The 23,340-nt window shown below is 68.6% G+C and carries 22 protein-coding genes; 18 read left to right on the top strand and 4 right to left on the bottom strand.

Going from position 1 to position 23,340, the window contains the following annotated elements; genetic code table 11:
* The first annotated feature begins 46 nt into the window (after positions 1-46).
* The 11 genes from nudB (at position 47) to BUE42_RS05990 (ending at position 13,969) form a co-directional block, all read left to right on the top strand.
* On the top strand, positions 47-499 hold the full coding sequence (gene nudB / locus BUE42_RS06040) for a dihydroneopterin triphosphate diphosphatase (RefSeq protein WP_073463713.1): 453 nt from the start codon (positions 47-49) through the stop codon (positions 497-499).
* A complete protein-coding gene (locus BUE42_RS06035) occupies positions 496-1,281 on the top strand; it encodes an endonuclease/exonuclease/phosphatase family protein (protein ID WP_073463712.1) in 786 nt (261 codons plus the stop codon). The genes nudB and BUE42_RS06035 overlap by 4 nt, the downstream gene beginning before the upstream one ends.
* A gap of 7 nt (positions 1,282-1,288) precedes the next feature.
* Complete coding sequence (gene clsB / locus BUE42_RS06030; RefSeq protein ID WP_073463711.1) at positions 1,289-2,611, top strand: cardiolipin synthase ClsB; 1,323 nt, start codon at positions 1,289-1,291, stop codon at positions 2,609-2,611.
* An 11-nt stretch (positions 2,612-2,622) separates the two neighbouring features.
* Positions 2,623-3,684, top strand: a complete 1,062-nt coding sequence (locus BUE42_RS06025; RefSeq protein ID WP_073463710.1) for a ligase-associated DNA damage response exonuclease — start codon at positions 2,623-2,625, stop codon at positions 3,682-3,684.
* Positions 3,681-5,423: an ATP-dependent DNA ligase gene (locus BUE42_RS06020; protein WP_073463709.1), complete on the top strand. Its 1,743-nt coding sequence runs from the start codon at positions 3,681-3,683 to the stop codon at positions 5,421-5,423. Before BUE42_RS06025 ends, BUE42_RS06020 begins: the two co-directional genes overlap by 4 nt.
* The gene (gene gorA / locus BUE42_RS06015) at positions 5,407-6,843 is read left to right on the top strand and encodes a glutathione-disulfide reductase (protein WP_083613907.1); all 1,437 of its coding nucleotides are present in this window, start codon (positions 5,407-5,409) and stop codon (positions 6,841-6,843) included. The genes BUE42_RS06020 and gorA overlap by 17 nt, the downstream gene beginning before the upstream one ends.
* A gap of 51 nt (positions 6,844-6,894) precedes the next feature.
* Positions 6,895-8,346, top strand: a complete 1,452-nt coding sequence (locus BUE42_RS06010; RefSeq protein WP_143171326.1) for an ankyrin repeat domain-containing protein — start codon at positions 6,895-6,897, stop codon at positions 8,344-8,346.
* A 191-nt stretch (positions 8,347-8,537) separates the two neighbouring features.
* Positions 8,538-10,826: an ankyrin repeat domain-containing protein gene (locus BUE42_RS06005; RefSeq protein ID WP_073463707.1), complete on the top strand. Its 2,289-nt coding sequence runs from the start codon at positions 8,538-8,540 to the stop codon at positions 10,824-10,826.
* Positions 10,823-11,263, top strand: a complete 441-nt coding sequence (locus BUE42_RS06000) for a CesT family type III secretion system chaperone (protein ID WP_073463706.1) — start codon at positions 10,823-10,825, stop codon at positions 11,261-11,263. The genes BUE42_RS06005 and BUE42_RS06000 overlap by 4 nt, the downstream gene beginning before the upstream one ends.
* 66 nt (positions 11,264-11,329) lie before the next feature.
* Positions 11,330-12,211: a DMT family transporter gene (locus BUE42_RS05995; RefSeq protein ID WP_073463705.1), complete on the top strand. Its 882-nt coding sequence runs from the start codon at positions 11,330-11,332 to the stop codon at positions 12,209-12,211.
* A gap of 162 nt (positions 12,212-12,373) precedes the next feature.
* On the top strand, positions 12,374-13,969 hold the full coding sequence (locus BUE42_RS05990) for a hypothetical protein (protein WP_073463704.1): 1,596 nt from the start codon (positions 12,374-12,376) through the stop codon (positions 13,967-13,969).
* Between the two features lie 34 nt (positions 13,970-14,003).
* Here the strand turns inward: BUE42_RS05990 and BUE42_RS05985 are convergent, their stop codons facing one another.
* On the bottom strand, positions 14,004-15,533 hold the full coding sequence (locus BUE42_RS05985) for a S10 family peptidase (protein WP_073463703.1): 1,530 nt from the start codon (positions 15,531-15,533) through the stop codon (positions 14,004-14,006).
* A 41-nt stretch (positions 15,534-15,574) separates the two neighbouring features.
* Here BUE42_RS05985 and BUE42_RS05980 point away from each other — a divergent pair, with 41 nt between their 5' ends.
* Genes BUE42_RS05980 through BUE42_RS31470 form a run of 6 tightly spaced genes read left to right on the top strand, consistent with a single transcriptional unit; the run spans position 15,575 to position 20,716 of the window.
* Positions 15,575-16,417: a DUF429 domain-containing protein gene (locus tag BUE42_RS05980; protein WP_073463702.1), complete on the top strand. Its 843-nt coding sequence runs from the start codon at positions 15,575-15,577 to the stop codon at positions 16,415-16,417.
* A 59-nt stretch (positions 16,418-16,476) separates the two neighbouring features.
* Entirely contained in the window at positions 16,477-17,049 is a 573-nt protein-coding gene (locus tag BUE42_RS05975; protein ID WP_073463701.1) for a GbsR/MarR family transcriptional regulator, read from the top strand.
* Between the two features lie 60 nt (positions 17,050-17,109).
* The gene (locus tag BUE42_RS05970; protein WP_073463700.1) at positions 17,110-17,571 is read left to right on the top strand and encodes a thiol-disulfide oxidoreductase DCC family protein; all 462 of its coding nucleotides are present in this window, start codon (positions 17,110-17,112) and stop codon (positions 17,569-17,571) included.
* Between the two features lie 7 nt (positions 17,572-17,578).
* On the top strand, positions 17,579-18,541 hold the full coding sequence (locus BUE42_RS05965) for an acyl-CoA desaturase (RefSeq protein WP_200798907.1): 963 nt from the start codon (positions 17,579-17,581) through the stop codon (positions 18,539-18,541).
* A complete protein-coding gene (locus BUE42_RS05960; RefSeq protein WP_073463696.1) occupies positions 18,538-19,524 on the top strand; it encodes an NAD-dependent epimerase/dehydratase family protein in 987 nt (328 codons plus the stop codon). The genes BUE42_RS05965 and BUE42_RS05960 overlap by 4 nt, the downstream gene beginning before the upstream one ends.
* 7 nt (positions 19,525-19,531) lie before the next feature.
* Entirely contained in the window at positions 19,532-20,716 is a 1,185-nt protein-coding gene (locus tag BUE42_RS31470; protein WP_083613905.1) for an SRPBCC family protein, read from the top strand.
* Between the two features lie 91 nt (positions 20,717-20,807).
* Here BUE42_RS31470 and BUE42_RS05945 read toward each other — a convergent pair whose 3' ends face one another.
* The gene (locus BUE42_RS05945) at positions 20,808-21,755 is read right to left on the bottom strand and encodes a LysM peptidoglycan-binding domain-containing protein (RefSeq protein WP_143171325.1); all 948 of its coding nucleotides are present in this window, start codon (positions 21,753-21,755) and stop codon (positions 20,808-20,810) included.
* 165 nt (positions 21,756-21,920) lie between these two features.
* Here BUE42_RS05945 and BUE42_RS34065 point away from each other — a divergent pair, with 165 nt between their 5' ends.
* Positions 21,921-22,052, top strand: coding sequence for a hypothetical protein (locus BUE42_RS34065; RefSeq protein ID WP_255376827.1), 132 nt, complete (start codon positions 21,921-21,923; stop codon positions 22,050-22,052).
* A 22-nt stretch (positions 22,053-22,074) separates the two neighbouring features.
* Here the strand turns inward: BUE42_RS34065 and BUE42_RS05940 are convergent, their stop codons facing one another.
* Both BUE42_RS05940 and BUE42_RS05935 read right to left on the bottom strand, forming a co-directional pair.
* Positions 22,075-22,974: a hypothetical protein gene (locus tag BUE42_RS05940; RefSeq protein WP_143171324.1), complete on the bottom strand. Its 900-nt coding sequence runs from the start codon at positions 22,972-22,974 to the stop codon at positions 22,075-22,077.
* Positions 22,975-23,135: 161 nt separating this feature from the next.
* Positions 23,136-23,321, bottom strand: a complete 186-nt coding sequence (locus BUE42_RS05935; protein WP_056815283.1) for a hypothetical protein — start codon at positions 23,319-23,321, stop codon at positions 23,136-23,138.
* Positions 23,322-23,340 lie beyond the last annotated feature (19 nt).

Here is a 23,340-nt window from a genome sequence, read left to right as displayed (position 1 = left end):
ATCTGCCGACACGGGCCTGCCGCGGCGAGCCGCTATCCTTCACGGCATGAAACTGCCGGAATCGGTGCTGGTGCTGATCCATTCGCCGCAGCGCGAGGTGCTGCTGCTGGAGCGCACCGATGCGCCGGGCGGCTGGCAGAGCGTGACCGGCTCGCGCGCGTCGGCCGACGAGCCGCTGCGCGACACCGCGGTGCGCGAGGTCGCCGAGGAAACCGGCATCGCCGTCGGCTCGCCAGACGTGCCGGCCGAACGGCTGGTCGATCTCGACCGCCGCCACGTCTACGAGATCCTGCCGGCCTGGGCGCACCGCTATGCGCCGGGCGTCACCCACAACACCGAGCATGTGTTCACGCTGCAGGTCGATCGCGGCACGCCGATCCGCCTGAGCCCGCACGAACACATGCGCTTCGAATGGCTGCCGTGGCGCGACGCCGCCACGCGGTGCTTCTCGCGCACCAACGCAGCCGCCATCCTCGACCTGGGAAACACCCCGCGATGACCGCGTCACCCTCGACCCTGCATCCCCCGCACGTGCTGCGGGTGGCCACCTACAACATCCACAAGGGCGTGCGCGGCGTCGGCCCGCGCAAGCGGCTGGAGATCCACAACCTCGGCCTCGGCATCGAGGCGCTCGACGCCGACATGGTGTTCCTGCAGGAGGTGCGCAGCTTCCACCACGCCGAGGCGCGGCTTTTTCCGGACACGCACAAGGGCTGGCCGCGCCTGCCGCAGGCCGAGTACCTGGCGCCCGACGGCTACCACGCGGCCTACCGCACCAACGCGGTCACGCCGGGCGGCGAGCACGGCAACGCGCTGCTGTCGCGCTGGCCGCTGGGCGACGAGATCGGGCACCACGACGTGTCCGACCACCGCTTCGAGCAGCGCGGGCTGCTGCACGTGCGCGTGCACTGGAATTCGGTGGTGGTGCATGCGATCGTCGCCCACCTCGGGCTGATCCATTCGAGCCGCGTGCGGCAGGTGGAGCGCATCGGGGCGTTCGTCGCGAACCACGTGCCGGCCAACGAGCTGGTGGTGCTGGCCGGCGATTTCAACGACTGGGGCGGCAAGCTCGATGCGCCGATGCATGCGCTCGGGCTGTACCGCGCCGAGCGGCGCGGCATCAGCTCGCAGCGCACCTTCCCGTCGCGCATGCCGGTGTTCTCGCTCGACCGCATCTACACGCGCGGCTTCCGCTGCACCGGCACCTCGGTGCCGCGCGGGGCGGCCTGGGCGCGGATGTCGGATCACCTGCCGCTGGTGGCCGAACTCGAACTGGAATGAGCCCGCATTGACCTCGACCGCGACACGGACGCGCAAGCACCACCGCCGGCACGGCGAACCGCCGCTGCCCGACGACCTGTGGAGCACGCTGCCGCGCGCGCTGTTCTGCGGCGACAACCAGGTCGAGCTGCTGAGCGGCGGCGATCAACTCTTCCCGGCGATGGCGCGGGCGATCGATGCGGCCCGGCACGAGGTCTGGCTCGCGACCTACATCTACCAGCACGAAGGCAGCGTCACCGCCGTCACCGACGCGCTGCTGGCGGCTGCGGCGCGCGGCGTCGCGGTGCGCGTGGTGCTCGACGGCTTCGGCTCGCGCGCCTTCCTGCCGCAGCTGCAGCCGCTGCTCGAGAACGGCGGCGTCGACCTCGCGGTGTTCCGCCCGATCACCAGCTGGTGGAGCTGGTTCCAGCCCGGCCAACTGCGCCGGCTGCACCAGAAGCTGTGCGTGGTCGACGGCGAGGTCGGCTTCGTCGGCGGCATCAACCAGATCGACGACCGCATCGACCTGGTGCACGGCGTCACCGAGCAGCCGCGCCTCGATTTCGCGGTGCAGCTGCGCGGGCCGGTGGTCGCACCGGTCGAGCAGGCGATCCGCGCGGTGTGGACGCGTGCCGGCCTGGGCCAGGATTTCCGCGAGGAGATGGTGGCCCTCGCGCGCAGCGCCGAGCCGATCGCGCGCGCCAAACGCCTGATGCGCCGGCTGCGCATGCCGCGCAGCAAGGGCCTGCAGCTGAGCCCCGATGCGCTGCCGCCGGTGCGCGCCGCCTTCGTGCTGCGCGACAACCTGCGCCAGCGCCGCACCATCGAGCGCAGCTACATCGATGCGATCCGCGGCGCGCGCGAACGCGTCGACCTGATCAGCCCGTACTTCTACCCCGGCCGGCCGTTCCGCCGCGCGCTGCGCGATGCGGCCGACCGCGGCGTCGCGGTGCGGCTGCTGCTGCAGGGCAAGCTCGACTACCGCATCGCCGGGCTGGCGGCGCGGGTGCTGTACGACGAGCTGCTGGCGCACGGCGTGCGCATCCACGAGTACACGCCGGCCTACCTGCACGCCAAGGTGGCGGTGATCGACGGCGACTGGGCGACGGTGGGCAGCTCGAACATCGATCCGCTGTCGCTGCTGCTGAACCTCGAGGCCAACGTGATCGTGCGCGACGAGGCCTTCACGCGCTCGCTCGCCGAGCGCTTCGACGCCGCCGCGGCGCAGTCGCGCGAGATCGACCCGAAGCTCGCGCACCCGCGCACGCTGGCCGGCACGCTGCGGCGCGGCTTCGTCGCGTGGTGCGCGCATGTCTACCTGCGCATCGCCGGCCAGACAGGCCGCTACTGACGGCGCCGGCGATGGCGGTCGACGACCTGGTGATCGAACGGCCCGAGGGGCTGTACTGCCCGCCCGGCGATTTCTACATCGACCCGTGGCGCCCGGTCGAGCGGGCGGTGATCACGCATGCGCACGGCGACCATGCGCGGCGCGGGCATGCGCACTACCTCGCGTCGGCGCCGTCCGAGGGCGTGCTGCGCGCGCGGCTCGGCGACGACATCACGCTGCAGACGCTCGCCTACGGCGACGTGATCGAGCACCACGGCGTGCGCCTCTCGCTGCACCCCGCCGGTCACGTGCTCGGCTCGTCGCAGGTGCGTCTCGAGCAGGGCGGCCGCGTGTGGGTGGCGTCGGGCGACTACTTCGTCAGCGGCGCCGGCGACGACAACAGCACCTGCACGCCGTTCGAGCCGGTGCCCTGCGATTGCTTCATCACCGAATCGACCTTCGGCCTGCCGATCTACCGCTGGCGGCCGCAGCGCGAGGTGTTCGCCGACATCGACGCCTGGTGGCGCGCCAATGCCGACGCCGGCCGCGCGAGCCTGCTGATGGCCTACAGCTTCGGCAAGGCGCAGCGGCTGCTCGCGGGTGTCGATGCGTCGATCGGCCCGATCGTCGTGCATGGCGCCGTCGAGCCGCTGAACCAGGCCTACCGCGCGGCCGGCGTGGCCTTGCCGCCGACGCAGCTGGCGACCGAGGCCACCGACAAGGCGAGCCTCGCGCGAGCGCTGGTGATCGCGCCGCCTTCGGTGCAGGGTTCGGCGTGGACGCGCCGCTTCGGCGACTACGGCGATGCGTTCGCGAGCGGCTGGATGCAGCTGCGCGGCACGCGGCGCCGGCGCGCGGTCGACCGCGGCTTCGTGCTGAGCGACCATGCCGACTGGCCGGGGCTGCGGCGCGCGATCAGCGCGACTGGTGCCTCGCGCGTGATCGTCACGCACGGCTACGAGGCGGTGATGGTGCGCTGGCTGCAGGAGCAGGGGCTGCAGGCCGGGGCGTTCCATACCGAATATGACGACGAGCGCGATGACCAGCGCGATAGCGAACAAGCGGCCGCGCCCGATCCGGAGCCGACCGCATGAAGCGCTTCGCGCGGCTCTTCGCCGAACTCGATGCGACCACGGCCACCTCGGCCAAGGTGGCGGCGCTGCAGCGCTACTTCGCCGAGGCCGCGCCCGGCGATGCGGCCTGGGCGGTGTACTTCCTGTCGGGCGGCAAGCCGCGGCAGGTGGTGCCCACCGCGACGCTGCGCGCGCTGGCCTGCGAGCGTGCCGGCATCAGCGACTGGCTGTTCGACGAGTGCTACCAAGCGGTCGGCGACCTCGCCGAGACGATCGCGCTGGTGCTGCCGGCGCCGCAGCATGAAGGCGACGTCGGTCTGGCCGAGTGGGTCGAGCAGCGGCTGCTGCCGTTGCGCGGGCTCTCGCCGGCCGAGCAGGCGGCGCGCATCGCCGCGTTCTGGGACGAGCTCGACACCACCGGCCGCTTCCTGCTGACCAAGCTGATCGGCGGTGGCTTCCGCGTCGGCGTCAGCAAGCTGCTGGTGCAGCGCGCGCTGGCCGCGCATGCCGGGCTCGACGACAAGCTGGTGGCCCAGCGCATGATGGGCTGGACCGATGCGAAGCAGACGCCCGACGCGGCGCGCTTCGCGGCCTTGGTCGCCCCCATGGGCGAGGGCGCCGCAGCACCGCTCGGCCAGCCGTATCCGTTCTTCCTCGCGCATCCCGTCGAGGCGCTGCCGCCCGATTTCGACGCGCGGCTCGGCGCGCCGGGCGATTGGCTGGTCGAATGGAAATACGACGGCATCCGCGCGCAGATCGTGCGGCGCGGCGGCCAGACCTGGATCTGGTCGCGCGGCGAAGAGCTCGTCACCGAGCGTTTTCCCGAGGTCGTCGCGCTGGCGCAGGAATGGCCCGACGGCAGCGTGCTCGACGGCGAGATCCTCGTGTGGAAGGGCGATGCGCCGGCGCCGTTCAACCTGCTGCAGCAGCGCATCGCGCGCAAGACGCTGACCAAGCGCGTGCTGGCCGATGCGCCGGCCAGCTTCATCGCGTACGACCTGCTCGAATGGCAGGGCGTCGACCTGCGCGCCAGGCCGCAACGCGAGCGCCGTGCGTTGCTCGAAGCCGCCTCCGCGGGGCGAACGATGCGGGTGTCGCCGCTCGAACAGCGCGACAGCTGGGCCGCGCTGGCCGCCTTGCGCGAGGAATCGCGCGGCCGCGGCGTCGAGGGCTTCATGCTGAAGCACGCGCAGGCACAGTACGGCAGCGGCCGGCGCAAGCAGGAGGGGCTGACGGGCGGCACCTGGCTGAAATGGAAGATCGACCCGCTGAGCGTCGATGCGGTGCTGGTTTATGCGCAGGCCGGGCACGGGCGGCGCGCGAGCGTCTACACCGACTACACCTTCGCGGTGTGGAGCACGCCGCCGCAGGATGCCGCCGAGGCGCAGGCGGTGGTCGAGGCGATCGCCCGGCGCGAGCCGGCGCAGGCCGGGGCGCTGCAGCTGGTGACCTTCGCGAAGGCGTATTCGGGTTTGAGCGATGACGAATTCACCGAGGTTGACCGCATCATCCGTCAGACGACGCTCGAGAAATTCGGGCCGGTGCGCAGCGTGCGGCCCACGCTGGTGTTCGAGCTCGGTTTCGAGGGCATCAACGCGAGTCCGCGCCACAAGAGTGGAATCGCCGTGCGCTTTCCACGCATGCTGCGCATCCGGCACGACAAGCCTTTGCATGAAGCCGACAGCCTCGCTACGCTCAGGGCGCTGATGGAAGACGGTGGACGACAGGAGAGGGAGCCTTCGCATGACGGTGACAGCTGACAACAATGCCGACTTCGGTGGCAATTTCGCCGATGCCGGCCAGGCAAGCCCATCCTACGACTGCGACCTGTTCGTGATCGGTGCCGGCAGCGGCGGCGTGCGGGCGAGCCGCGCGGCCTCGCAGCTCGGTGCGCGGGTGATCCTGGCCGAGGGCAGCGCGCTCGGCGGCACCTGCGTGAACCTGGGCTGCATCCCGAAGAAGCTGTACAGCTATGCGGCGCATTACCACGAGGCCTTTGCGCAGGCGCGCGGCTTCGGCTGGACGCTGGGCGAGCCCGAGTTCGACTGGGACGTGCTGAAGGCGCGGCGCGGCACCGAGATCGCGCGGCTCAACGGCGTGTATGCCGAGCTGCTGCGCGGCGCCAACGTGCAGCTGGTGCGCGGCTGGGCCAAGCTGCTCGATGCGCACACGGTGGCCGTGAAGACCACGACCCACGAGCAGCGCTTCACCGCGCGGCACATCCTGCTGGCCACCGGCGGCGAGCCGGTGCGGCTCGACGGCCCCGGCGCCCAGTGGGCGATGAGTTCCGACGACATGTTCGACCTGTCGCCGTTCCCGAAGCGGCTGGTGGTGGTGGGCGGCGGCTACATCGCCTGCGAGTTCGCATCGATCTTCCACGGGCTGGGATCCAAGGTGACGCTGCTGCACCGCGGGCCGCAGCTGCTGCGCGGCTTCGACGGCGAGATGGCGCGCTTCGTCACCGCCGAGATGCGCAAGAAGGGCATCGACATCCGGCTCGAGTCGCGCATCGCCGCGGTGGAGCGGCGTGGCGAGGTGCAGCGGCTGCAGCTCATCGACGACAGCGTGCTCGAGGCCGACACCGTGCTGCACGCCACCGGCCGGCGCGCGCGCAGCCGCGGGCTGGGGCTGGCCGAGGTGGGCGTGAAGGTCAACGAAGACGGAACGGTGCCGGTGGACGAGGGCTTCACGACCAACGTGCCCTCGGTGCATGCGCTGGGCGACCTGGTGGGCAACAAGGCGTTGACGCCGGTGGCGCTGGCCGAGGCGATGGTGCTGATCGACCGGCTGTTCGGCGAAGGCCGCCGGCCGGTGCTCGACTACGCGACGGTGCCGACCGCGATCTTCACGCACCCGCAGGCCGCGACGGTGGGCCTGAGCGAAGAGGTCGCGCGCACGCGGCACGGCGTGCTGCGCATCTACCGCAGCGAGTTCAAGCCGCTGCAGCACACGCTGAGCGGCAGCACCGAGCGCACGCTGCTGAAGCTGGTGGTCGACGATGCGAGCGACCGGCTGCTGGGTGCGCACATGGTGGGCGGCGATGCCGGCGAGGTGCTGCAGGGCTTCGCGGTCGCGGTGCAGGCGGGGCTGACGAAGGCGCAGCTCGACCGCACGATCGGCATCCACCCGACCGTGGCGGAGGAGTTCGTGACGATGCGGGTGGCGGCGTCGAAGGGGTGAGGGGAGAAGTGAAGGGAGAAAAGCGAGGGGAGGAGCGCGAAGGGTGAAACGGTGAAAGCCGGGGCCCGTGCGCCGTGGAACCCTTTGCAGGCGGCCGTCACCCAGGAGCATGCTTCGTTCCAGCGGTCTCTCTCGATCCCACAGCAGTCCGTGCGGCACACCGGGGCCGGCGCGCAGGCCCACCGGCGGCCCGACGCGCTGCAAAGCAAGTATCAAGCGCTGCACCCGCAGGGCCCGCCGCCGAGCCTGCGCGCCGTCTGCGTTCAGCTGCGAACCATGGCGGCGATGCAGGTGTTTCCCGTGGCCTGGCCCGAGTACTGCAAGTGGATAGGTCCGTTCCCGGCGAACCTGCTGTGGGCGATCGAGGCCACGCGCGGCGCGTCGGCGCGTGCCTTCCTGCAGATGTGGTGCATGCTGTCCGGGTGCATCGACGCGAGTGAGCGCACGGTGCTGGCGAGCCTGATGTTTGGCTACGCGACCTGCGACAACGCCGCGGTGGTGGTCTTCCACATCCTGGTCGATGTCTGTCGGCGGCTGCCGCGGCATCTGCAGCAGCCTGTCTTCCTAGTGGAGTCCGACACGCACCGCTGGTGCGAGGTCGGGCAGGGGGCCGAGGCGGTCGTGCACGACTACTGGGCTGCGTTTCCCGAGCCGCACCTGCGAGACGAGGGGTTCTTCTCGCAGCGCCCTCCGGTGCGGGTGGCGCGGCGGTGGGACCCCGGCGATGAGGTGGATGTCTCGTGGCGCGATCTCAAGCGTGCTGCCGTTGCCGGGCGTCGCGAGCTGGCGCGGCGGGCGCCGCCGCGCCGGGTGGCAGATTGGCGCGCCGACTTCGTCGCGTCGTGGGTCGCCGGCGATACCGCCTCCATGTGGAACCGCTTCGAGTCCATTCTCACGAGCCCCGAGCGTGCGGCGCAGGGCAGGCTGCCGAACGAGCGCGTGGTGTACCGATGCGTCGAGAGCCTGTGGCAACTGAACGGTGACCTGGTGGATGCGCGGCGCCTGCGGCAGGTGCTTGACGCTGAATCGAGGCGCGCGCGCGCCAACTTTCCATTCCGCCAGCTGGCAGTGCACCTGCGCGGCATGTCGATCGATGAATGGACGCAGGCGGTGTGTCTCCACGGTCGCCGGGGCCACGCGCAGGTGGTCGACCTGTTGGTGTGCCCGGATGCCACCCGCCGCTTCGCACCGCGGCACCGTGAGCGGCGGCTGGCCGTCGCATTGCGCGAGATCGCGGCGCAGGTGGACGGCACGGACGAAGAGATCTTCGCGACCCTGCAGGCGCTGGGGGCGGCGCATGGGCGCGCCGACGGCAGCGGGCGAACGGCGCTGCAACTGGCCGTGGAGTCCGGTCAGGTCGATGTGGTGCGGTGGCTGCTGCAGTTGCCTGGTGTGCGTGGCCGCGATGACAGGCGGCGCGATGTGCGCGGTGACACGCCGCTGCGCATCGCGCGCCGACGCGGCAATCGAGAGCTTGTGGAGTTGCTGCGCGGCATCGGGTGAGGCTGTGGCAGGGCCCTGGACGGTTGGATCCTGGCCTCTGAGACGGGAACGCATGCCGGTGTGGACGACGGGAACTGCGACGTGCCTACGACCACTCATGCCCACAGGTTGACGGCACCGGCTTCGCACGATTCATGCGAACGCTTGCGGCATGCCGTCAGGTCGATCCCTCCTTGCCACGAGCACGAACCATGCAGTCCCCGCCTTCCTCCGCCTCCTATCGGAACTACCTGCGCACGTCGCTGCGCAATACCCGGGGGGAGTTTCCGGAGAATGTGCAGGGGCCCGACACGCCGGCCAGTGCTTTCGTTGAAGGGAGGCAGGTGAAACTGGGCGTCCAGCGCGTCAGTCGTCATAAGGCCACCACCGGGCGCAGCGCCGACTATGTGATCGTGGACGTGAGTGACGACGCCATGCATTGCATGCAGCTGGCTCCCATGCTGAAAAGAAAGCTTGCCGAGGGCTTTTCGCGCGACTCAGGCAATGTGCTATCGCACATCATTGCGTCGAACGGAAAATCGAATTGGCTGCTTCTTCGCGTCGAAAACTTACATGATCTATTCGATAAGGGATTGCTTGTCAACAGCTTGCGGGAGGGCTCAAGAAAGTGTCAATCGCTCGCCCTCGCAACGCAAGCAATTCTGATCGAGCACTACGCCAGTCAGCCGAATCCGCAGTGCGTGTGCATCGAGCGCGTCCAATCTGAGATGTCGGACCACGCGTTCGTGCGAGTGCTCATGAAGGACGGCTCCGTCGTGGTTCACGATCAGTGGATCAACCCGGAGGCATTCCTCGCGCAGGACGGCAGGTTCGGTACGGCGGGCGATCTTCTCGTACGGTCACGCTGGCGCCCGGGAGACGTCGTACCGCAACGGTGGGAGGAGTTGAAGCAGCAAGCTCTAGATGCAGGCGGGATCCAGAACGCTGAGCTGAAGCCCAGCTCCGTGAATCTTCTCGGAGATGTCAGTCCAAGCGATCTGACCTCCTACCTCCAACGGACTCTCAGGTACGGCTCCGGGGTTGCCAGACAAGAGGCGGACTGCCTCCTCACGGACGATCAGGCAGCGGAGCGAGGTTTGCTGCCAAACGAGAAGATCGCCTACCACTGTGGCGGCGCCTACTACTCGAACGATGTGGTGAATGAATCATCGGTCCGACAGGTCGATATGGTGTCATTTGTTGGCTTGTTCCTGGCCGAGTGGGAAGCTGGCGTTAGGGAGGCATTCAACACGGACAACCTCCACCAATTGACCAAGCTGCTGCAACGCAGCGATATCCGTGAAGCGTTCCCCTCCCAGTATCAGACAGTGTGCTGTCGTGTCCTGGCAGGTGCGATGAGCAGGCCATCGACTACGTGGAGCCGAGCCATCGGCAAGGCGTTTTCCGACAACGGCGGCGACGCATGGGAGATGTCGCAGAAGGCGCTCACGTATCGGATGCAGACCATCGAGTACGCCGTGATGCGTGACGACGTGTCTGAGCTGGAGCGGACATTGAGAGCGCGGGATCTCGAAGATGTCGGCGACCTAGGCGCCGGGTGGCTGACCCTCGCATGCAACCAGCCCCATGTCGGGAGCATCAAACATCTGCTGAAATCGGGAGCGCAGTTCGGTGCAATACCGATCGGTGCTCTCGATGCGCTGGTTGTTGCCATCAGAGAGGGAGACACCGGCCTGGTGCAGTTGCTGTTCAAGTCGCTGGTCTCGGCGCTGAGGGCGGAACACCAGGGGACGAGTCCCTGGTATATCGCGCAGCCGGCGCAACAGGTTTCCGCTCGGTCCGGTGTCCACGTGGTTCAACGAGCAATCATCAAACTCGTGTGCCTCAGCGTTGTAACCGAGACACTTGCGCATGGGTCTGCCGAACGCCTTCAGCTCGAGTTGCTGAAGGCCATCGAGGGCAAGGCTATCGGTCGCATGCTGACTGTCGCGATCTGGCACGTGAACCTGGAGACCGCATGTTCCTGGGGTGACACGAGGGAGATTCAACGCCTGCTTGCGTCGCATTACTCGAAGGCCGACAGGGACGTGCACAAGGTCGCAACAACGCTGCTGTACCAGGTGATCGAGGCGAAACCTGTCAACCAATCGGTCGTCAAGGCCTTGGTGGACGGTGGCGTGGACATCAACAGGCCATTGAAGAATGGCAAGACGCCATTGTTGGCGGCTTGCGGCATTGCCGATGTCGAGACGGTCAGTCTGCTGATTCAAGCTGGAGCGGTCATCGATGATTCTTCGTGCTGGGACGGCTTCACCGCCTTGGGTCACGCATGCCGGACCGGCTCATTGGCGTTGACTCGTCTGCTGCTTGAAAGGGGCGCTTCGCCGATCAAAGTGGATTCGACGGGGTGGTCGCCGGTGGCACACGCGCAGATGTTCTCTATGTCTGACTTCATGGATCCGATGTATGGCGAGCGCGTGCAGTTGCTCCATGAGCTCGAGAACGCAGTTGCCAATCTTGCCAAAGGCGAGTTGCAATGACGCCTGCACCGTCTTTCCAGGATGTCACCCGTCCGCTGTGCGAGCGTCTCGGCATCGCACCCTTGGACGAGAGTCGACAAAGCATCGCACTAGCCATCGATGAGGGGCTGACGGTCGGGTTGTTGGGGCACCAGGAAGGATTCATGATCGTGATAGCCGAGATTGCCACGCTTGTAGATCCGGGCGATGCGCAACGCCTGCTGCCCTTGCTGACTGCGAATCAGTTCACTGCGGAACATCCCGCATTGATCGGCGCCGTCGAACCCGAGAGCGGCCGCTTCTCGCTGTGGACGCGCCTTCGCCTCACGGAACTCGACGAGCCCGCGTTGATGGTCTTGTTCGATCGCGTGCTGGCCGCAGCGAGCAGCGTTCGCGACTGGTTGCAGGAGCCTCTCACGTCTGGGCCGGCATTGCCCGGGGTCGAGCTTCGGGCGTGATGTCGAGCGGGCGAGGCACGCCCGCAACTCTGACGACAATGCGGGTTTCGCCCTGCCTGCGTCTTCATGTCCCTGTTCGCGCTCTCCCTCGTCCTGATCGCCGCCCTGCTGCACGCCACCTGGAACCTGGTCGCCAAGAAGGCCGGCGGCGACAGCCGCTTCGCGCTGCTGTCCAGCCTGATGATCCTGGTGTTGTGGGGGCCGGTCGGCATATGGGCGGCCTGGGGCACGGTGCCGCTTTGGGGCGCGAAGGAATGGGCGCTGATCTTCGCGAGCGGCATCACCCACCTCGTGTACTTCAACGTGCTGCTGCGCGGCTATGCGGCGAGCGACCTGACGGTGGTCTACCCGGTGGCGCGCGGCACCGGGCCGTTGATCAGCTCGTTCGGTGCGCTGCTGCTGCTCGACGAGCACATGAGCCTGGGTGGCGTGCTCGGCGTGTTCGCGGTCACCGGGGGGGTGTTCCTGATCGCCGGCGGGCCGTCGCTGTGGGCGCGGGCGCACGACCCGGTGCAGCGGCAGCGCGTGATGGCCGGCCTGGGCTACGGCGCGGCCACCGGCTGCATGATCGCGCTCTACACGCTGATCGACGGCTACTCGGTCAAGGTGATGCTGATCTCGCCGATCCTGATCGACTACTTCGGCAACCTCGCGCGGCTGCCGTTCATGCTGCCGAGTGCGCTGCGCAAGCCCACGGCCTTCATGGAATCGGCGCGCGCGCTGTGGAAGCACGCGCTGGTGCTGGCCGTGATCAGCCCGCTCGGCTACATCCTCGTGCTGTATGCGGCCCGGCTCGCACCGCTGTCGCACGTGGCGCCGGCGCGCGAGGTCTCGATGCTGTTCGCCGCGCTGCTCGGCGGGCGGCTGCTGGGCGAGGGCGAGCGCGGCACGCGGATCGTGGGGGCGGCGTGCATCGCTGCGGGGGTGGTGGGGCTGGCGACGGGCTGATCACGCTGCATTCGGACTTTCGTTTCGATGTCAATTGTTCGATGACGCATGCCGTGAAGGCTGCCGAAACTGGCGAGGCGGAATCGTTACTCATGCAGGACAGTTTGTGCGGCCGTCCACCAGCGGCGGGACCGCCATTCATCCTCACCAGGAGTTGGATTCATGATCGGTCGTACCAGCACCCTCCGGGATTCCGCAGGCAAATTCGAATCTCGCGTGATGGGGCCTTACACCCCGGCCTCAGTGGAAATATGCGGGGAACTCCACGAACTCGACAAGCTTGTCAGCAGGTACGAAGCCGAAACACGAGCGCGGCCCACTTACCGCATCAAGCCCATCGAGAGCCCCGACACCTGGGCTGTCATGACGATGGTGGAAGACGTCGGCAAGGAAGTGGGCTCGGTCATGTCGAGCTACGCAGGGAACTTGTTGGGCGACGTATTGAGAACAAAGGGGGAGTCCAGGCAGCGACTCGACTTGCTATGGCATTTCGTGGGATCCGGCGTCCCGATAGAGAGGATTGCCGCCAGGGGCGCCGCGAAATCTTGTGCTTCCATCAGTGCCGTCACCTTCGAGGCGATGATCGACAGACTGAAGCGTCCGGGTGCGCCGCGCTGCAAGCGGGTTGATCTCGTGGCTTCAACGTCGTTGGATCATGCGTGGCTGTCCATCGTGATGCCGGATGACACGCAGGTGATCTACGACTTCTGGACTGGCCGTCAGGCATTCATGCTCGACGACGGCCGATTTGCGGCCGCTCAGGATGCGACCATCTGCAAGTCGTGGACTCCGGGTCAAGAAATACCGATGCCATGGCAGAGCTTCAAGAGCGAAGCAACCGATGCGGGCTTGCCCAGGCCCGAAGAACTTCGCGTGCCCTTTCCGGGCAGTTGGCCGTACGAGAGTGACTCGCTGCGAGGCCTGGAATCCCCCATTCCGGTGAACGCGCCCATCCAGGAACTGCGCACCGAGACGGACTGTTTGCTCACCGGGCCACAGCGCGAGGATGCCGGCTTGGCTCCCGACGAACTCATCGCTTATCAAGGGCCTGACGGTTCGATCTTCTCGAATGACGTCGTGCCGGAGGCATCTCTCCAGCCGAAGTGGGTCCGGGCAGAGGTCAAGCTGTATGGTGCACAAGGCGAGTGGGAAGCTCGACTGAGCGAGGCTTGTGAAGCAGGCGACACCGCATTGGTCGCCGAACTGCTGTCATCGCCTGCAGTGCGAGCGAAATTTGCGAAACGGCACGAGGAATGGTCATGTCGTGCGTTGCTGTCGACATTGAATCGGTCGCCGCTCGATGAGCCCATGGTCCAAGTTCTGCTCGCAGGCGCCGTCGATGCAGAGGCCTCCAGTCGCCTGCAGCGTGAGGTTGATGCCTGGCAGAGTTTCCAGGCTATCGCGCAGGTGAATCAGGCCGTGATGCTCTGGGCGTTGTCGATGCAACTTCGTGTCGGTGAAGGGAGCGTGCCGAGTCTGCGCCAGCTTTTGACATCGCAAGGCTCGGCAGCTGCTTTCAATGCTTGCCCCAGAGAGGTGGCAACGAGTGCCTTGTGTTATTTGATCACTATGGGGCAGATGACCAAGGAGGCGCTTGAGACCTTGATTGAACTCGGTGCAGATCCGCATTGGGCGACTTTGGAAGGTTCACCGCTGGACCTGGCCACGCGCCTCGGCAAAGAACCTGGCGAGCACCATGCAATTCGTCAAGAGATCAGCCAGTTGCTCCAGGCCGCCGCCGAATCCGTCAATCAATGAAATGCGCGTGTGAGCGCAAGTGCGAAGCGCCCGCTCACCCCCGCACGAACGCCCTCAACTCCCCCGCCATCCGCTTCAACGACGGCTGGTGGATGTACATCATGTGCCCCGCCTCGAAGTAGCTGACGCTGACGTTCTTGCGCAGCGGCTCGCGCAGGCCCAGGTGGCTCAGCGTGTAGTCGCCGGCGGCGTGCGGCGTCGCGAGGTCGTAGTACCCGCTCGCCACGTACACCCGCATCGCGGGGTTCGCGTGCATCGCGCGCCGCAGGCTGCCGCCGACGTTCACGTACTTGCCCGCGAAATCCTTCCAGCCCCACTTGTCCCAGATCGGCGCGTGCACCACGTAGGGAGCGTCGGTGTCGAACTTCAGCGTGTCCCTCAGCAGCCGGTTGATGCCGCTCGCATACGCGCCCAGCAGGTTGCTCATCGCCGGGTCGCCCTCGGGCTCCTCGCCGGCATCGTCGCGGTCCAGGCCGAGGAAGCGGCTGTCGAGCCGGCCCACCGTCTGCCCGCGCTCGCGCAGCAGCTCCTTGAAGTAGCGGAACTCGCGCGGGCGCAGGTCGCAGCGCAGCACATAGGCCACGCTCAGCCCGCTGTACAACGCCACCTGCTCGGCAATGCGCTGGCGCGTCTTCGCGTCGAGCGTCGAACCGGCCATCAGCGCCACCGTGTAGTCGCCGAGCGCAAAGGCCTCGGCCGCGGCGATCACCGCGGCCAACGGCTTCTTCTGCAGCGCCGGCGCAAGCGCGCGGTGGTACCACGCGGTGGCCGCGTAGGTCGGCAGGAACAAGGGGTAGGGCAGTTCGTTGCCATGGTCGAAGTGCAGCGTCTGCAGGTCGACTGCCAGCGACACCAGCATCACGCCGTTCAGGAACACGTCGTGCTTGTCCTGCAGGTGCAGCGAGAGCCCGGCCGCGCGTGTCGTGCCGTAGCTCTCGCCGATCAGGTACTTCGGGCTGCCCCAGCGGCCGTAGCGTGCCAGGTAGAGGCGGATGAACTCGCCGACCGCGTCGAGGTCGCGCTGGTAGTCGTGGAACTCGGCCACCTTCTCGCCCTCGACCATGCGCGAATGGCCGGTGCCCACCGGGTCGATGAAGACCAGGTCGCTGTCGGTCAGCAGCGTGTGCTCGTTGTTGGTCAACGCGTAGGGCGGCGGCGGTGCGTTGCCCATCTCGTCGGTGACGACCCGCTGCGGCCCGAGGATGCCCAGGTGCAGCCACACGCTGCTCGACCCCGGCCCGCCGTTGAAGCTGAACGTGACCGGCCGCGACTCGGGCTTCGCACCCTTCAGCGTGTAGGCGATGAAGAACAGGCTCGCGCGCGGCTTGTCGGCGCTGCGCTGGCCGTCGCGCTGCTCGTCCTCGCGCAGCACGACGGTGCCGCAGGTCACGCTGTAGTCCAGCGTGCGCTTGCCGACGACCGCGCGGTGCTCGGTGGTGACGAGGCGCTCCTTCGGTTCCTCGCGCGAGGAGGGCGATGGCGATGAAGCCGGCGCGGGCGACGAAGAGGGCGCGGACTTGTCTGCGGAAGCGTCGGCGTGCGGTTCAGCGTGGTGGTCGGCCATGGGGGTCGCTAGAGTGAGGGCCCGACTGTAACGGCACCCCAATGACCTCCGTTTCCCTTCAGTACACCGATCGGCCCCTGGCCGGCGTCGACTTCACCAGCCGGCCGACACGGCGCAAGCCGATCACCGTCGCGCGCGGCCAACTCGCACACGCCGTCGTGCGGCTGGAGCGCATCGAGACGCATGAGCACTTCGAAGGCTTTGCCGCGTGGCTGCGCACGCCGGGGCCATGGCTCGCGGCCTTCGACTTTCCGTTCGGCCTGCCGCGCGAGCTGGTGCAGGCGCTCGGCTGGCCGCTGGCCTGGCTGCCGTTGATGCGCCACTACGCCGGGCTGTCGCGCGACGAGATCCGCACGCGCTTCGCGGCGTTCTGCGATGCGCGGCCGGTGGGCGCGAAGTTCGCGCACCGCGCGGCCGACGGGCCGGCCGGCTCGTCGCCGTCGATGAAGTGGGTCAACCCGCCGGTCGCGCTGATGCTGCATGCCGGCGTGCCGCTGCTGATCGATGCCGGCGTCGACCTGCCCGGCCTGCACGCCGGCGATGCGCAGCGCGTCGCGCTCGAGGGCTACCCCGGGCTGCTGGCGTGCGAGCTGATCGGCCGCCGCTCGTACAAGGCCGACGACAAGGCCCGCCAGACGCCCGATCGCCTGATCGCCCGCAAGGACCTGCTCGATGCGCTGGAGCAGGGCCGCTCGCGCCTCGGGCTGCGGTTGCGCCTGTCGCATGCGCAACGCGATGCGCTGGTCGCTGATGCGTCGGGCGACCGGCTCGATGCGGTGCTGTGCCTGATGCAGGCCGCGTGGGCGGCCGGGCAACCCGGCTTCGGCCGGCCGGCCGATGCGGATCCGCTCGAAGGTTGGATCGTCTCGTCGCCGCTCGCGTGATCTGCATTTTCTGAATTTCTGTGTTGACAGAAATATCTGGCGACCCTAGAGTCCGCCTCATGAACCTGTCGCCGACCCTCTCCCGATTCGTGCTGCACTGGGGCGAGATGGGCACGCGCTGGGGCGTCAACCGCACGGTGGCGCAGATCCACGCGCTGCTCTTCATCACCGGCCGGCCGATGCATGCCGAGGAGATCGCCGACACGCTCGACGTCGCGCGCTCGAACGTCAGCAACAGCCTGCGCGAGCTGCAGGGCTGGAACCTGATCAAGCTGGTGCACCTGGCCGGCGACCGGCGCGACCACTTCGAGACCTCGACCCAGGTGTGGGAGCTGCTGCGCACCGTGGTGCGTGAGCGCCAACGTCGAGAGATCGCACCCACCATCGAGGTGCTGAACGAACTGCTGGCCGATCCCGCATTGAGCCGCGACCCGGCCGAGGCGCGCCTGCGCATCCGCGAGACGCAGGAACTGCTGGTCACGCTGACCGCGTGGAGCGACGAGATGCTGAAGCTCGACACCGACACGCTGACCAAGGTGCTGAAGCTCGGCGCGAAGATCAAGAAGCTGCTCGGCCGCGACGGCGCTGCGGCGCCCGAAGAGATCAACCCGGCGCAGTTGCTGGGTCCCTGAGGCCTCTTTTTTTGCTGGGTAATTTCTCTATAGACAGAAATTTCTGAAGGAGCATTCGCGATGAACCACGCCCTGTACCCGATGACGCTGCTGTACGACGCCGCCTGCCCGGTGTGCTCGCTGGAGATGGATCACCTGTGGGAGCGCAATGCGGCGGGGCGCCTGGCCTTCGTCGACATCAGCGCCGAGGGGTTCGATCCGACGCCCTATGGCGTGACGTTGCAGGCGATGAACGAGGAGATCCACGCGATCGCCGCCGACGGCCGGGTGCTGCACGGCGTGCAGGTGCTGCGGCTGGCCTACGAGGCGGTGGGCCTGGGCTGGGTGCTGAAGCCGATCGGCTGGGCGCCGCTGCAGCCGGCCTTCGAGCTGGGCTACCGCTGGTTCGCGCGGCACCGCCAGGCGATCTCGCGGACAAGCGCACCGCTGGTGCGCGGCATCCGCCGCGTTCGCGCGGCGCGGATGGCCGCGCGCATGCAGGCCTGCCGTGATGGCGCCTGCCGCCTCCACCGCGGCGAGTGAGCGGGCCATGCGCAACGAGGTCACCACGGTCCACGCCACTGACGGATGCAACGCGGTCGAGGGCCGCGTCGTCTGGGCGCCGCAGCGCTCGCTGTGGTGGTTCGCGATGCTCGCCGGCAGCGTGCTGGCCGTCACCCGCTACGCCAGCTGGGGCGGCGTCGCGCTGTTCCTCGCGAGCAGCGCCGTCACGCTGTGCCTCGGCCATTCGCTCGGCATGCACCGGCGGTTGATCCATCGCGCGTATGCGTGCCCGCTGTGGCTCGAACGCGTGCTGGTCTACCTGGGCGTGCTGGTCAGCATGGCCGGGCCAGCCGGCATGATGCGCACGCACGACCTGCGCGACTGGGCGCAGCGCCAGCCGCACTGCCACGATTTCTTCGCGCACCGGCGCGGCTTCTTCGTCGATGCGTGGTGGCAACTGCACTGCGAGCTGCGCCTGGCCCGCCCGCCGCGCTTCGAGCTGCCCGGGCACCTCGCGGACGACCCGGTGCTGATGTGGATCGAGCGGCACTGGCTGCTGCAGCAGTTGCCGTGGGCGCTGCTGTTCCTCGCGTTCGGCGGCATCGGCTGGGTGCTGTGGGGCGTGTGCCTGCGCTGCGTCGTCGGCCTGACCGGGCACTGGATGGTCGGCCACTTCGCGCACCGCGTCGGCCACCGCAGCTGGCATGTCGACGGCGCCGGGGTGCAAGGCCACGACGTGCGCGGCTGCGGGCTGATCACCTTCGGCGAAGGCTGGCACAACAACCACCATGCGTTTCCCGGCTCGGCCCGCCTCGGGCTCTACCCCGGCCAGGCCGATCCCGGCTGGTGGGTGCTGTGCGCGCTGCAGCGTGTCGGCCTGGTGTGGGACATCAGCCTGCCGGCCAGCTTGCCCCCGCGCGCCGCGCTTCAGGCGCTCGAACCGGGTGCAGCCCGTGCGTTCGATGTCGCGGCGCCGGCCCCCTGCTGCTTCTCAAGGAGTGCGTCATGAAGGTCCTCGTCTGCGGATCGACCGGCTGCATCGGTGCGGCGGTCGTGCATGCGCTGCGTGCGCGCGGCAACAAGGTGGTCGAAGCCTCGCGCCGGCCGGGCGCGGCGCGCGAGCACTGGCCGCTGGATTTCTCCAGTCCGGTGTCGCCGCAGCACTGGGCCGCGCGGCTGCGCGGTGCGCAGGTCGACACGGTGGTCAACTGCGTCGGCATCCTGGTGCCCTCGCGCGGGCAGCGCTTCGAGCGCGTGCATGCGCAGGGGCCGATCGAGTTGTTCCGCGGCGCGGCGCTGGCGGGGGTGCGGCGCGTGATCCAGGTGTCGGCCCTCGGCGTCGGGCCAGAGGGTCTCGACAGCGACTACCTGCGCAGCAAGCTGCTCGCCGACGACCTGCTCGCGACGCTGCCGCTCGACTGGGCCGTGCTGCGCCCGTCGCTGGTGTACGGGCCGCGCAGCGCGAGTGCCGCGCTGTTCGCGACGCTCGCGTCGCTGCCGGTCGTCAGCCTGCCGGGGCGCGGTGCGCAGCGCTTGCAGCCGCTGCACGTCTACGAGTTGGCCGAGGCGATCGCGCGGCTGGTCGAGCAACCCGGCCCGCTGCGCGTGGTGCATGAAGTCGGCGGCCCCGAGGCCATCAGCTACCGCGAGATGCTCGCCACCTATCGCATCGCGCTCGGCCTCGGCCAGCCGCTGTGGTTGCCGGTGCCGATGCCGTTGATGAAGCTCGCGGCGCGGGTTGCCTGTGTGCTGCCGCAGAAGGCCTTCAGCCCCGAGACGCTGCGCCTGCTCGAGCGCGGCAGCGTGCCATCGGTCAATGCGTTGCCCGCGCTGCTGGGCCGCGCGCCGACCGCGCTGGCGCAGGGCCTGCGCATCAGCCCGCCCGAGCCGCTGATCGATCTGCGCGGCAGTTTCGCGCGCGCGGCCTCGCTGCTGCAGAAGCTGACGATCGGCGTGCTCGCGGTGCTGCTGTGGATCTCGCATACGAGGTGACTGCGCGATGATGAACCCCGACCACCTCCCGTTCCGCTACCGCTGGCCGGTGCTGGCCGGTGCGCTGTCGGGCATCGTGCTGCGTCTGCTGTTCTCGGGTGCGGCCGGCAGCTCCTGGTCGGCGATGGCCGGCGCCTTCGTGTTCCTCGCGCCGATCGTCGTCGGCATGGTGACCGTCTACATCGCCGAGCGCGACGAGCGTCGCTCCTGGGCCTATTACGTCGGCGCACCGTTCCTCGCCACCGGGCTGTTCATCACCGGCACGCTGCTGATCAACGTCGAGGGGTTGATCTGCGTGCTCGTGATCGCGCCGCTGTTCGGCATGCTGGGCAGCGTCGGCGGGCTGTTGATGGGCGTCGCCTGCCGCGTCACCGGCTGGCCACGGCCGACGCTGTATGCCGCCGGCGTGCTGCCCTTGCTGATGGGTGCGCTGGTGCCGGGGACCACGTTGCAGGACGACCGCAGCCAGATCGAACGCAGCCTGTGGATTGCCGCGCCGCCGGCGGTGGTGTGGCAGCAGTTGACGCAGACGCCGGACATCCGCGCGGACGAAGTCGAGCGTGGCTGGGCCTACCGCATCGGCGTGCCGCCGCCGCAGTCCGGCGTCACCGAAGCCGCCGGGCAACGCGTGCAGCATTTCCGGATGGGCAAGGGCATCCACTTCGAAGGCGACATCACCGAGTGGCAGCCGGCGCGCCGCATCGCGTGGGCCTATCGATTCGCCGACGACTCGGTGCCTGCCGGCGCATTGGACGACCACGTGCGCATCGGCGGCCTGTACTTCGACCTGCTCGACACCGCGTTCGAGCTGCTGCCGGAGAACGGCGGCACGCGCCTCGCGATGCGCACGCGCTACCGCGTCAGCACGCAGTTCAATTTCTACGCGAACGGCGTGGCCCGGCTGCTGCTCGGCAACGTCAGCGAGGTGCTGCTGGAGCTGTACGCCCGGCGCTCGGTGGCCGGGTCAGTGCTTCAACTCGATCGTGCCGCGCGCCACGTAGCGCTGGAAGTCACCGATCGGGATCGCGGTGGAGCCGTGCGTGTCGCCGTCGACCCAGCTGAGCGTGGCATCGGTGAGCGTGGTCTCGACCTCGATCGGGCCGGGTCGGATCTCGATCGGCTGGCCGTCGCCTTCGCGGTACTCGACCTTGCCGATGATCTGGGCTTCCTGGGACATGGGGTTCCTCCTTGATGTCATGTCATGGCTTGCATGACACCAAGGGTCCCCCGGCACGGCCGGTCGCGAGAATAGGACGGGACGCCGCCTGCGCGTAGGCAAGCTCCTACAGCGCGTTGACCTTTTCCTTCAAGCGCAATGCCTTCTGCCGTTCGAGCTTGGCGGTGTCGTTGGCCGGGTCGAGCTCGAGCACCTTGTCCCAGGACTTGATCGCGCCGTCGAGGTCTTGCCGCGCGAGCGCCGAGCGGGCATTGCGCGAGTGCGTGTCGACCAGCCGCTTGCTGGTGGCATCGGCCTTCGGGCCGGCGGCGGCGACGCCCAGGCTGGCCGCCTGCTTGTAGTCGGCCAGCGCGCGCTCCAGGTTGCCGGCCTTGGCCGAAGCCTCGGCCGCGCGGAAGGCCTTCTCGCCGGCCGACGGCTCGGCCGGTGCGGCCGGCGCGGCAGCCACCGGCGGCGGTGCCGGTTCAGCGGCCGGCTCGGGCTTGGCCGGCGCGGGCCGGGTCGGGCGCGCCGTCTCGGGCGGGGGCGCCTTGCCGGGGATGCGGATCGTCGTGCCTTCACCCACCTGGCGCGGCACCTTGATGTTGTTGTAGCGCGCGAGGATGTGGAAGGCGTAGATGTCGCCGAGGAAGCGGCCGGCGATGCGCGACAGCGTGTCGCCCGCGCGCACCACGTAAGGGAACGACTCGCGACCGAGCGTGGCCTGCGGGTCCTCGGTCATCTGCTTCTGCAGGTTCAGCGCCAGCTTGTTGGCCGGGTCCAGGCTCAGCGCGCGCTGCAACTCGGCCCGGGCCTGCTCTTCGTTGCCGGCCTCGAGCAGCTCGACCACGCCTTGCGCGACCTTCTGCGCCTGGGCCTGCATCGCGGGCGTCGGCGGGGGCGGGGGCTCCGGGGCGGGTGCCGGGGCCACCGGCGTGGTGGCGGGCGCCTCGGCGGGCGGGTCGGCCGGCTTGGTGGCGCAGGCCGACAGCGCCAGCGCCGCGACCAGGGCCGTCATCAGGGCGGCGGTGCCGACGAGGCGGGACGGCGCCGTGCGATCAGAGGTTTCGATCATGCGTTCCATCTTCAGTCGAAGTGAGCGGAGCCCGGCAGCCGGGATGCCGTCCGGGTGAGGGCGGCGCCGCTGGGGCGAACGGCAGATTGTGCCCCGTCCCGATGCCGGATCAGAACCGCTTCACCCCGTCATCCGTGTGAAGAAAGTGCTTGCCACCCCAACCACGTGGCCACCGCCGAGAAGATCGCGCCGACCGGCCCCTTCGGCTTTCGCCAGCTGCTGCAACGCGACGACGGCTGCCGCACGGTCACCCAGCAGCACGGACGCACTCGCCGCGCCGGGCGGCGCTCAGCATGACCGGGTGGCGTGGGACAGCCGCTCAGACATTGCACATCACCTGCGTCCAGGTCACCCCGTCCTCGCTGCTCAGCAGGTGCCTGGCACCGACACTCCAGATGACGTCGGCATCGGACTCCAGGTGGCCGAAGGTCAACGGCCCCGGCAGGCCGGTGTCCACCGCCTCGAGACCCTTCGGACCGATCAGGTAGAGGCCGGTCAGGCTGGCGACGAAGGCCTTGCCCTTGAACAGGGTCAGGCCATGGAGGTTGTCGCGTGTGACCTCGTTCTGGACCGTCGTCGAACGGTCGCCCGCGGCCTGCAGGAGCACGCCCGCAGCGCCGCACATCAGCGCATGTCCCGACGGCGTGACCAGCACGCGCTGCAGCGCAACCGAGGTCGGGCTGTCGAGTTGGCGCCAGGCGCTGCCGTCGTACAGCCAGATCTCGCCGCCGAAGCCTACCGCGTAGACCGCCTGCGGCGTCAGCCCGTGGACCGAATTGAAACCGGTGCTCTCGCCCTTTTGCGCATGGATGGCGCCGGAAATGGCCTGCCAGGCACCGCCGCTGCGGCGGTAGGCCTGGCGCGACATCCCGACGGCGAAGACGTCGCTGTCGACCCAGCGGATGTCGCGCATCGCGCCGTAGCGGTCCGGGCCCTTGGCCTGCGGATCGACGTGCGACTCGGAGAATCCGCCCGGGATGCCGACCAGCAACTCGCCATCCAGGCCGAGCGCCAGCACCTCGAACTGACCGTTGCCCTTGTCGACGCCGCAGATCGAGGCCACCGGCCACTCGGGTGTCTTGACGAACCACTTGCCGCCCTTCAACTGCAGCACGCGCGAGTCGTCCTCTTCCTCGGCGACGAACCAGACGCGGTCGCGCGAGCCGACCGCGGATTGCGCGAACGTCATGTGGGGTGAAGAGGGCTTGGGCTTGGCCATGGGTCGGAAATCTCCCGAATCAGAATGCAGCGTCATCGAGGACCTCCTCGTCGGCGCATTGCTCGTCGCCGGCCTTGCCGCTGCAGGCGTCCTCTCCGGTCTCGTTGCCGCTGCTCTGATCGTGCCTCCAGCCGGGCGCCGATCAGAACCGCATCACCCCGTCATCCGTGTGAAGAAAGTGCCTGCCACCACAACCACGTGGCCACCGCCGAGAAGATCGCGCCGACCAGCAGCCAGGCCTTGGCCTGCGGGATCACGCGGCCGGCGGTGAGCCAGCGCGCGAGGCCGAGCACGAGGAAGGCCGGGCCGAGGATGGCGAGGATCAGCTTGGCGTCGATCGGGGGCATCGGGGCGTCCTGGGTGCGT

The organism is Rhizobacter sp. OV335 (assembly GCF_900142965.1).
Classification (GTDB): Bacteria; Pseudomonadota; Gammaproteobacteria; order Burkholderiales; family Burkholderiaceae_C; genus Rhizobacter.
The sequence above is the reverse complement of the archived record's forward strand: the minus strand, read 5'-3'. Positions and strand labels throughout refer to the sequence as shown.

What these genes read in the sequence shown, in the direction of transcription:
- nudB (WP_073463713.1), top strand. Translation starts at nt 47, where the DNA reads ATGAAACTGCCGGAATCGGTGCTGGTGCTGATCCATTCGCCGCAGCGC.
- BUE42_RS06035 (WP_073463712.1), top strand. Translation starts at nt 496, where the DNA reads ATGACCGCGTCACCCTCGACCCTGCATCCCCCGCACGTGCTGCGGGTG.
- BUE42_RS06025 (WP_073463710.1), top strand. Translation starts at nt 2,623, where the DNA reads ATGGCGGTCGACGACCTGGTGATCGAACGGCCCGAGGGGCTGTACTGC.
- BUE42_RS06020 (WP_073463709.1), top strand. Translation starts at nt 3,681, where the DNA reads ATGAAGCGCTTCGCGCGGCTCTTCGCCGAACTCGATGCGACCACGGCC.
- gorA (WP_083613907.1), top strand. Translation starts at nt 5,407, where the DNA reads ATGACGGTGACAGCTGACAACAATGCCGACTTCGGTGGCAATTTCGCC.
- BUE42_RS06005 (WP_073463707.1), top strand. Translation starts at nt 8,538, where the DNA reads ATGCAGTCCCCGCCTTCCTCCGCCTCCTATCGGAACTACCTGCGCACG.
- BUE42_RS06000 (WP_073463706.1), top strand. Translation starts at nt 10,823, where the DNA reads ATGACGCCTGCACCGTCTTTCCAGGATGTCACCCGTCCGCTGTGCGAG.
- BUE42_RS05995 (WP_073463705.1), top strand. Translation starts at nt 11,330, where the DNA reads ATGTCCCTGTTCGCGCTCTCCCTCGTCCTGATCGCCGCCCTGCTGCAC.
- BUE42_RS05990 (WP_073463704.1), top strand. Translation starts at nt 12,374, where the DNA reads ATGATCGGTCGTACCAGCACCCTCCGGGATTCCGCAGGCAAATTCGAA.
- BUE42_RS05985 (WP_073463703.1), bottom strand. Translation starts at nt 15,533, where the DNA reads ATGGCCGACCACCACGCTGAACCGCACGCCGACGCTTCCGCAGACAAG.
- BUE42_RS05980 (WP_073463702.1), top strand. Translation starts at nt 15,575, where the DNA reads ATGACCTCCGTTTCCCTTCAGTACACCGATCGGCCCCTGGCCGGCGTC.
- BUE42_RS05975 (WP_073463701.1), top strand. Translation starts at nt 16,477, where the DNA reads ATGAACCTGTCGCCGACCCTCTCCCGATTCGTGCTGCACTGGGGCGAG.
- BUE42_RS05970 (WP_073463700.1), top strand. Translation starts at nt 17,110, where the DNA reads ATGAACCACGCCCTGTACCCGATGACGCTGCTGTACGACGCCGCCTGC.
- BUE42_RS05965 (WP_200798907.1), top strand. Translation starts at nt 17,579, where the DNA reads ATGCGCAACGAGGTCACCACGGTCCACGCCACTGACGGATGCAACGCG.
- BUE42_RS05960 (WP_073463696.1), top strand. Translation starts at nt 18,538, where the DNA reads ATGAAGGTCCTCGTCTGCGGATCGACCGGCTGCATCGGTGCGGCGGTC.
- BUE42_RS31470 (WP_083613905.1), top strand. Translation starts at nt 19,532, where the DNA reads ATGATGAACCCCGACCACCTCCCGTTCCGCTACCGCTGGCCGGTGCTG.
- BUE42_RS05945 (WP_143171325.1), bottom strand. Translation starts at nt 21,755, where the DNA reads ATGATCGAAACCTCTGATCGCACGGCGCCGTCCCGCCTCGTCGGCACC.
- BUE42_RS05940 (WP_143171324.1), bottom strand. Translation starts at nt 22,974, where the DNA reads ATGGCCAAGCCCAAGCCCTCTTCACCCCACATGACGTTCGCGCAATCC.
- BUE42_RS05935 (WP_056815283.1), bottom strand. Translation starts at nt 23,321, where the DNA reads ATGCCCCCGATCGACGCCAAGCTGATCCTCGCCATCCTCGGCCCGGCC.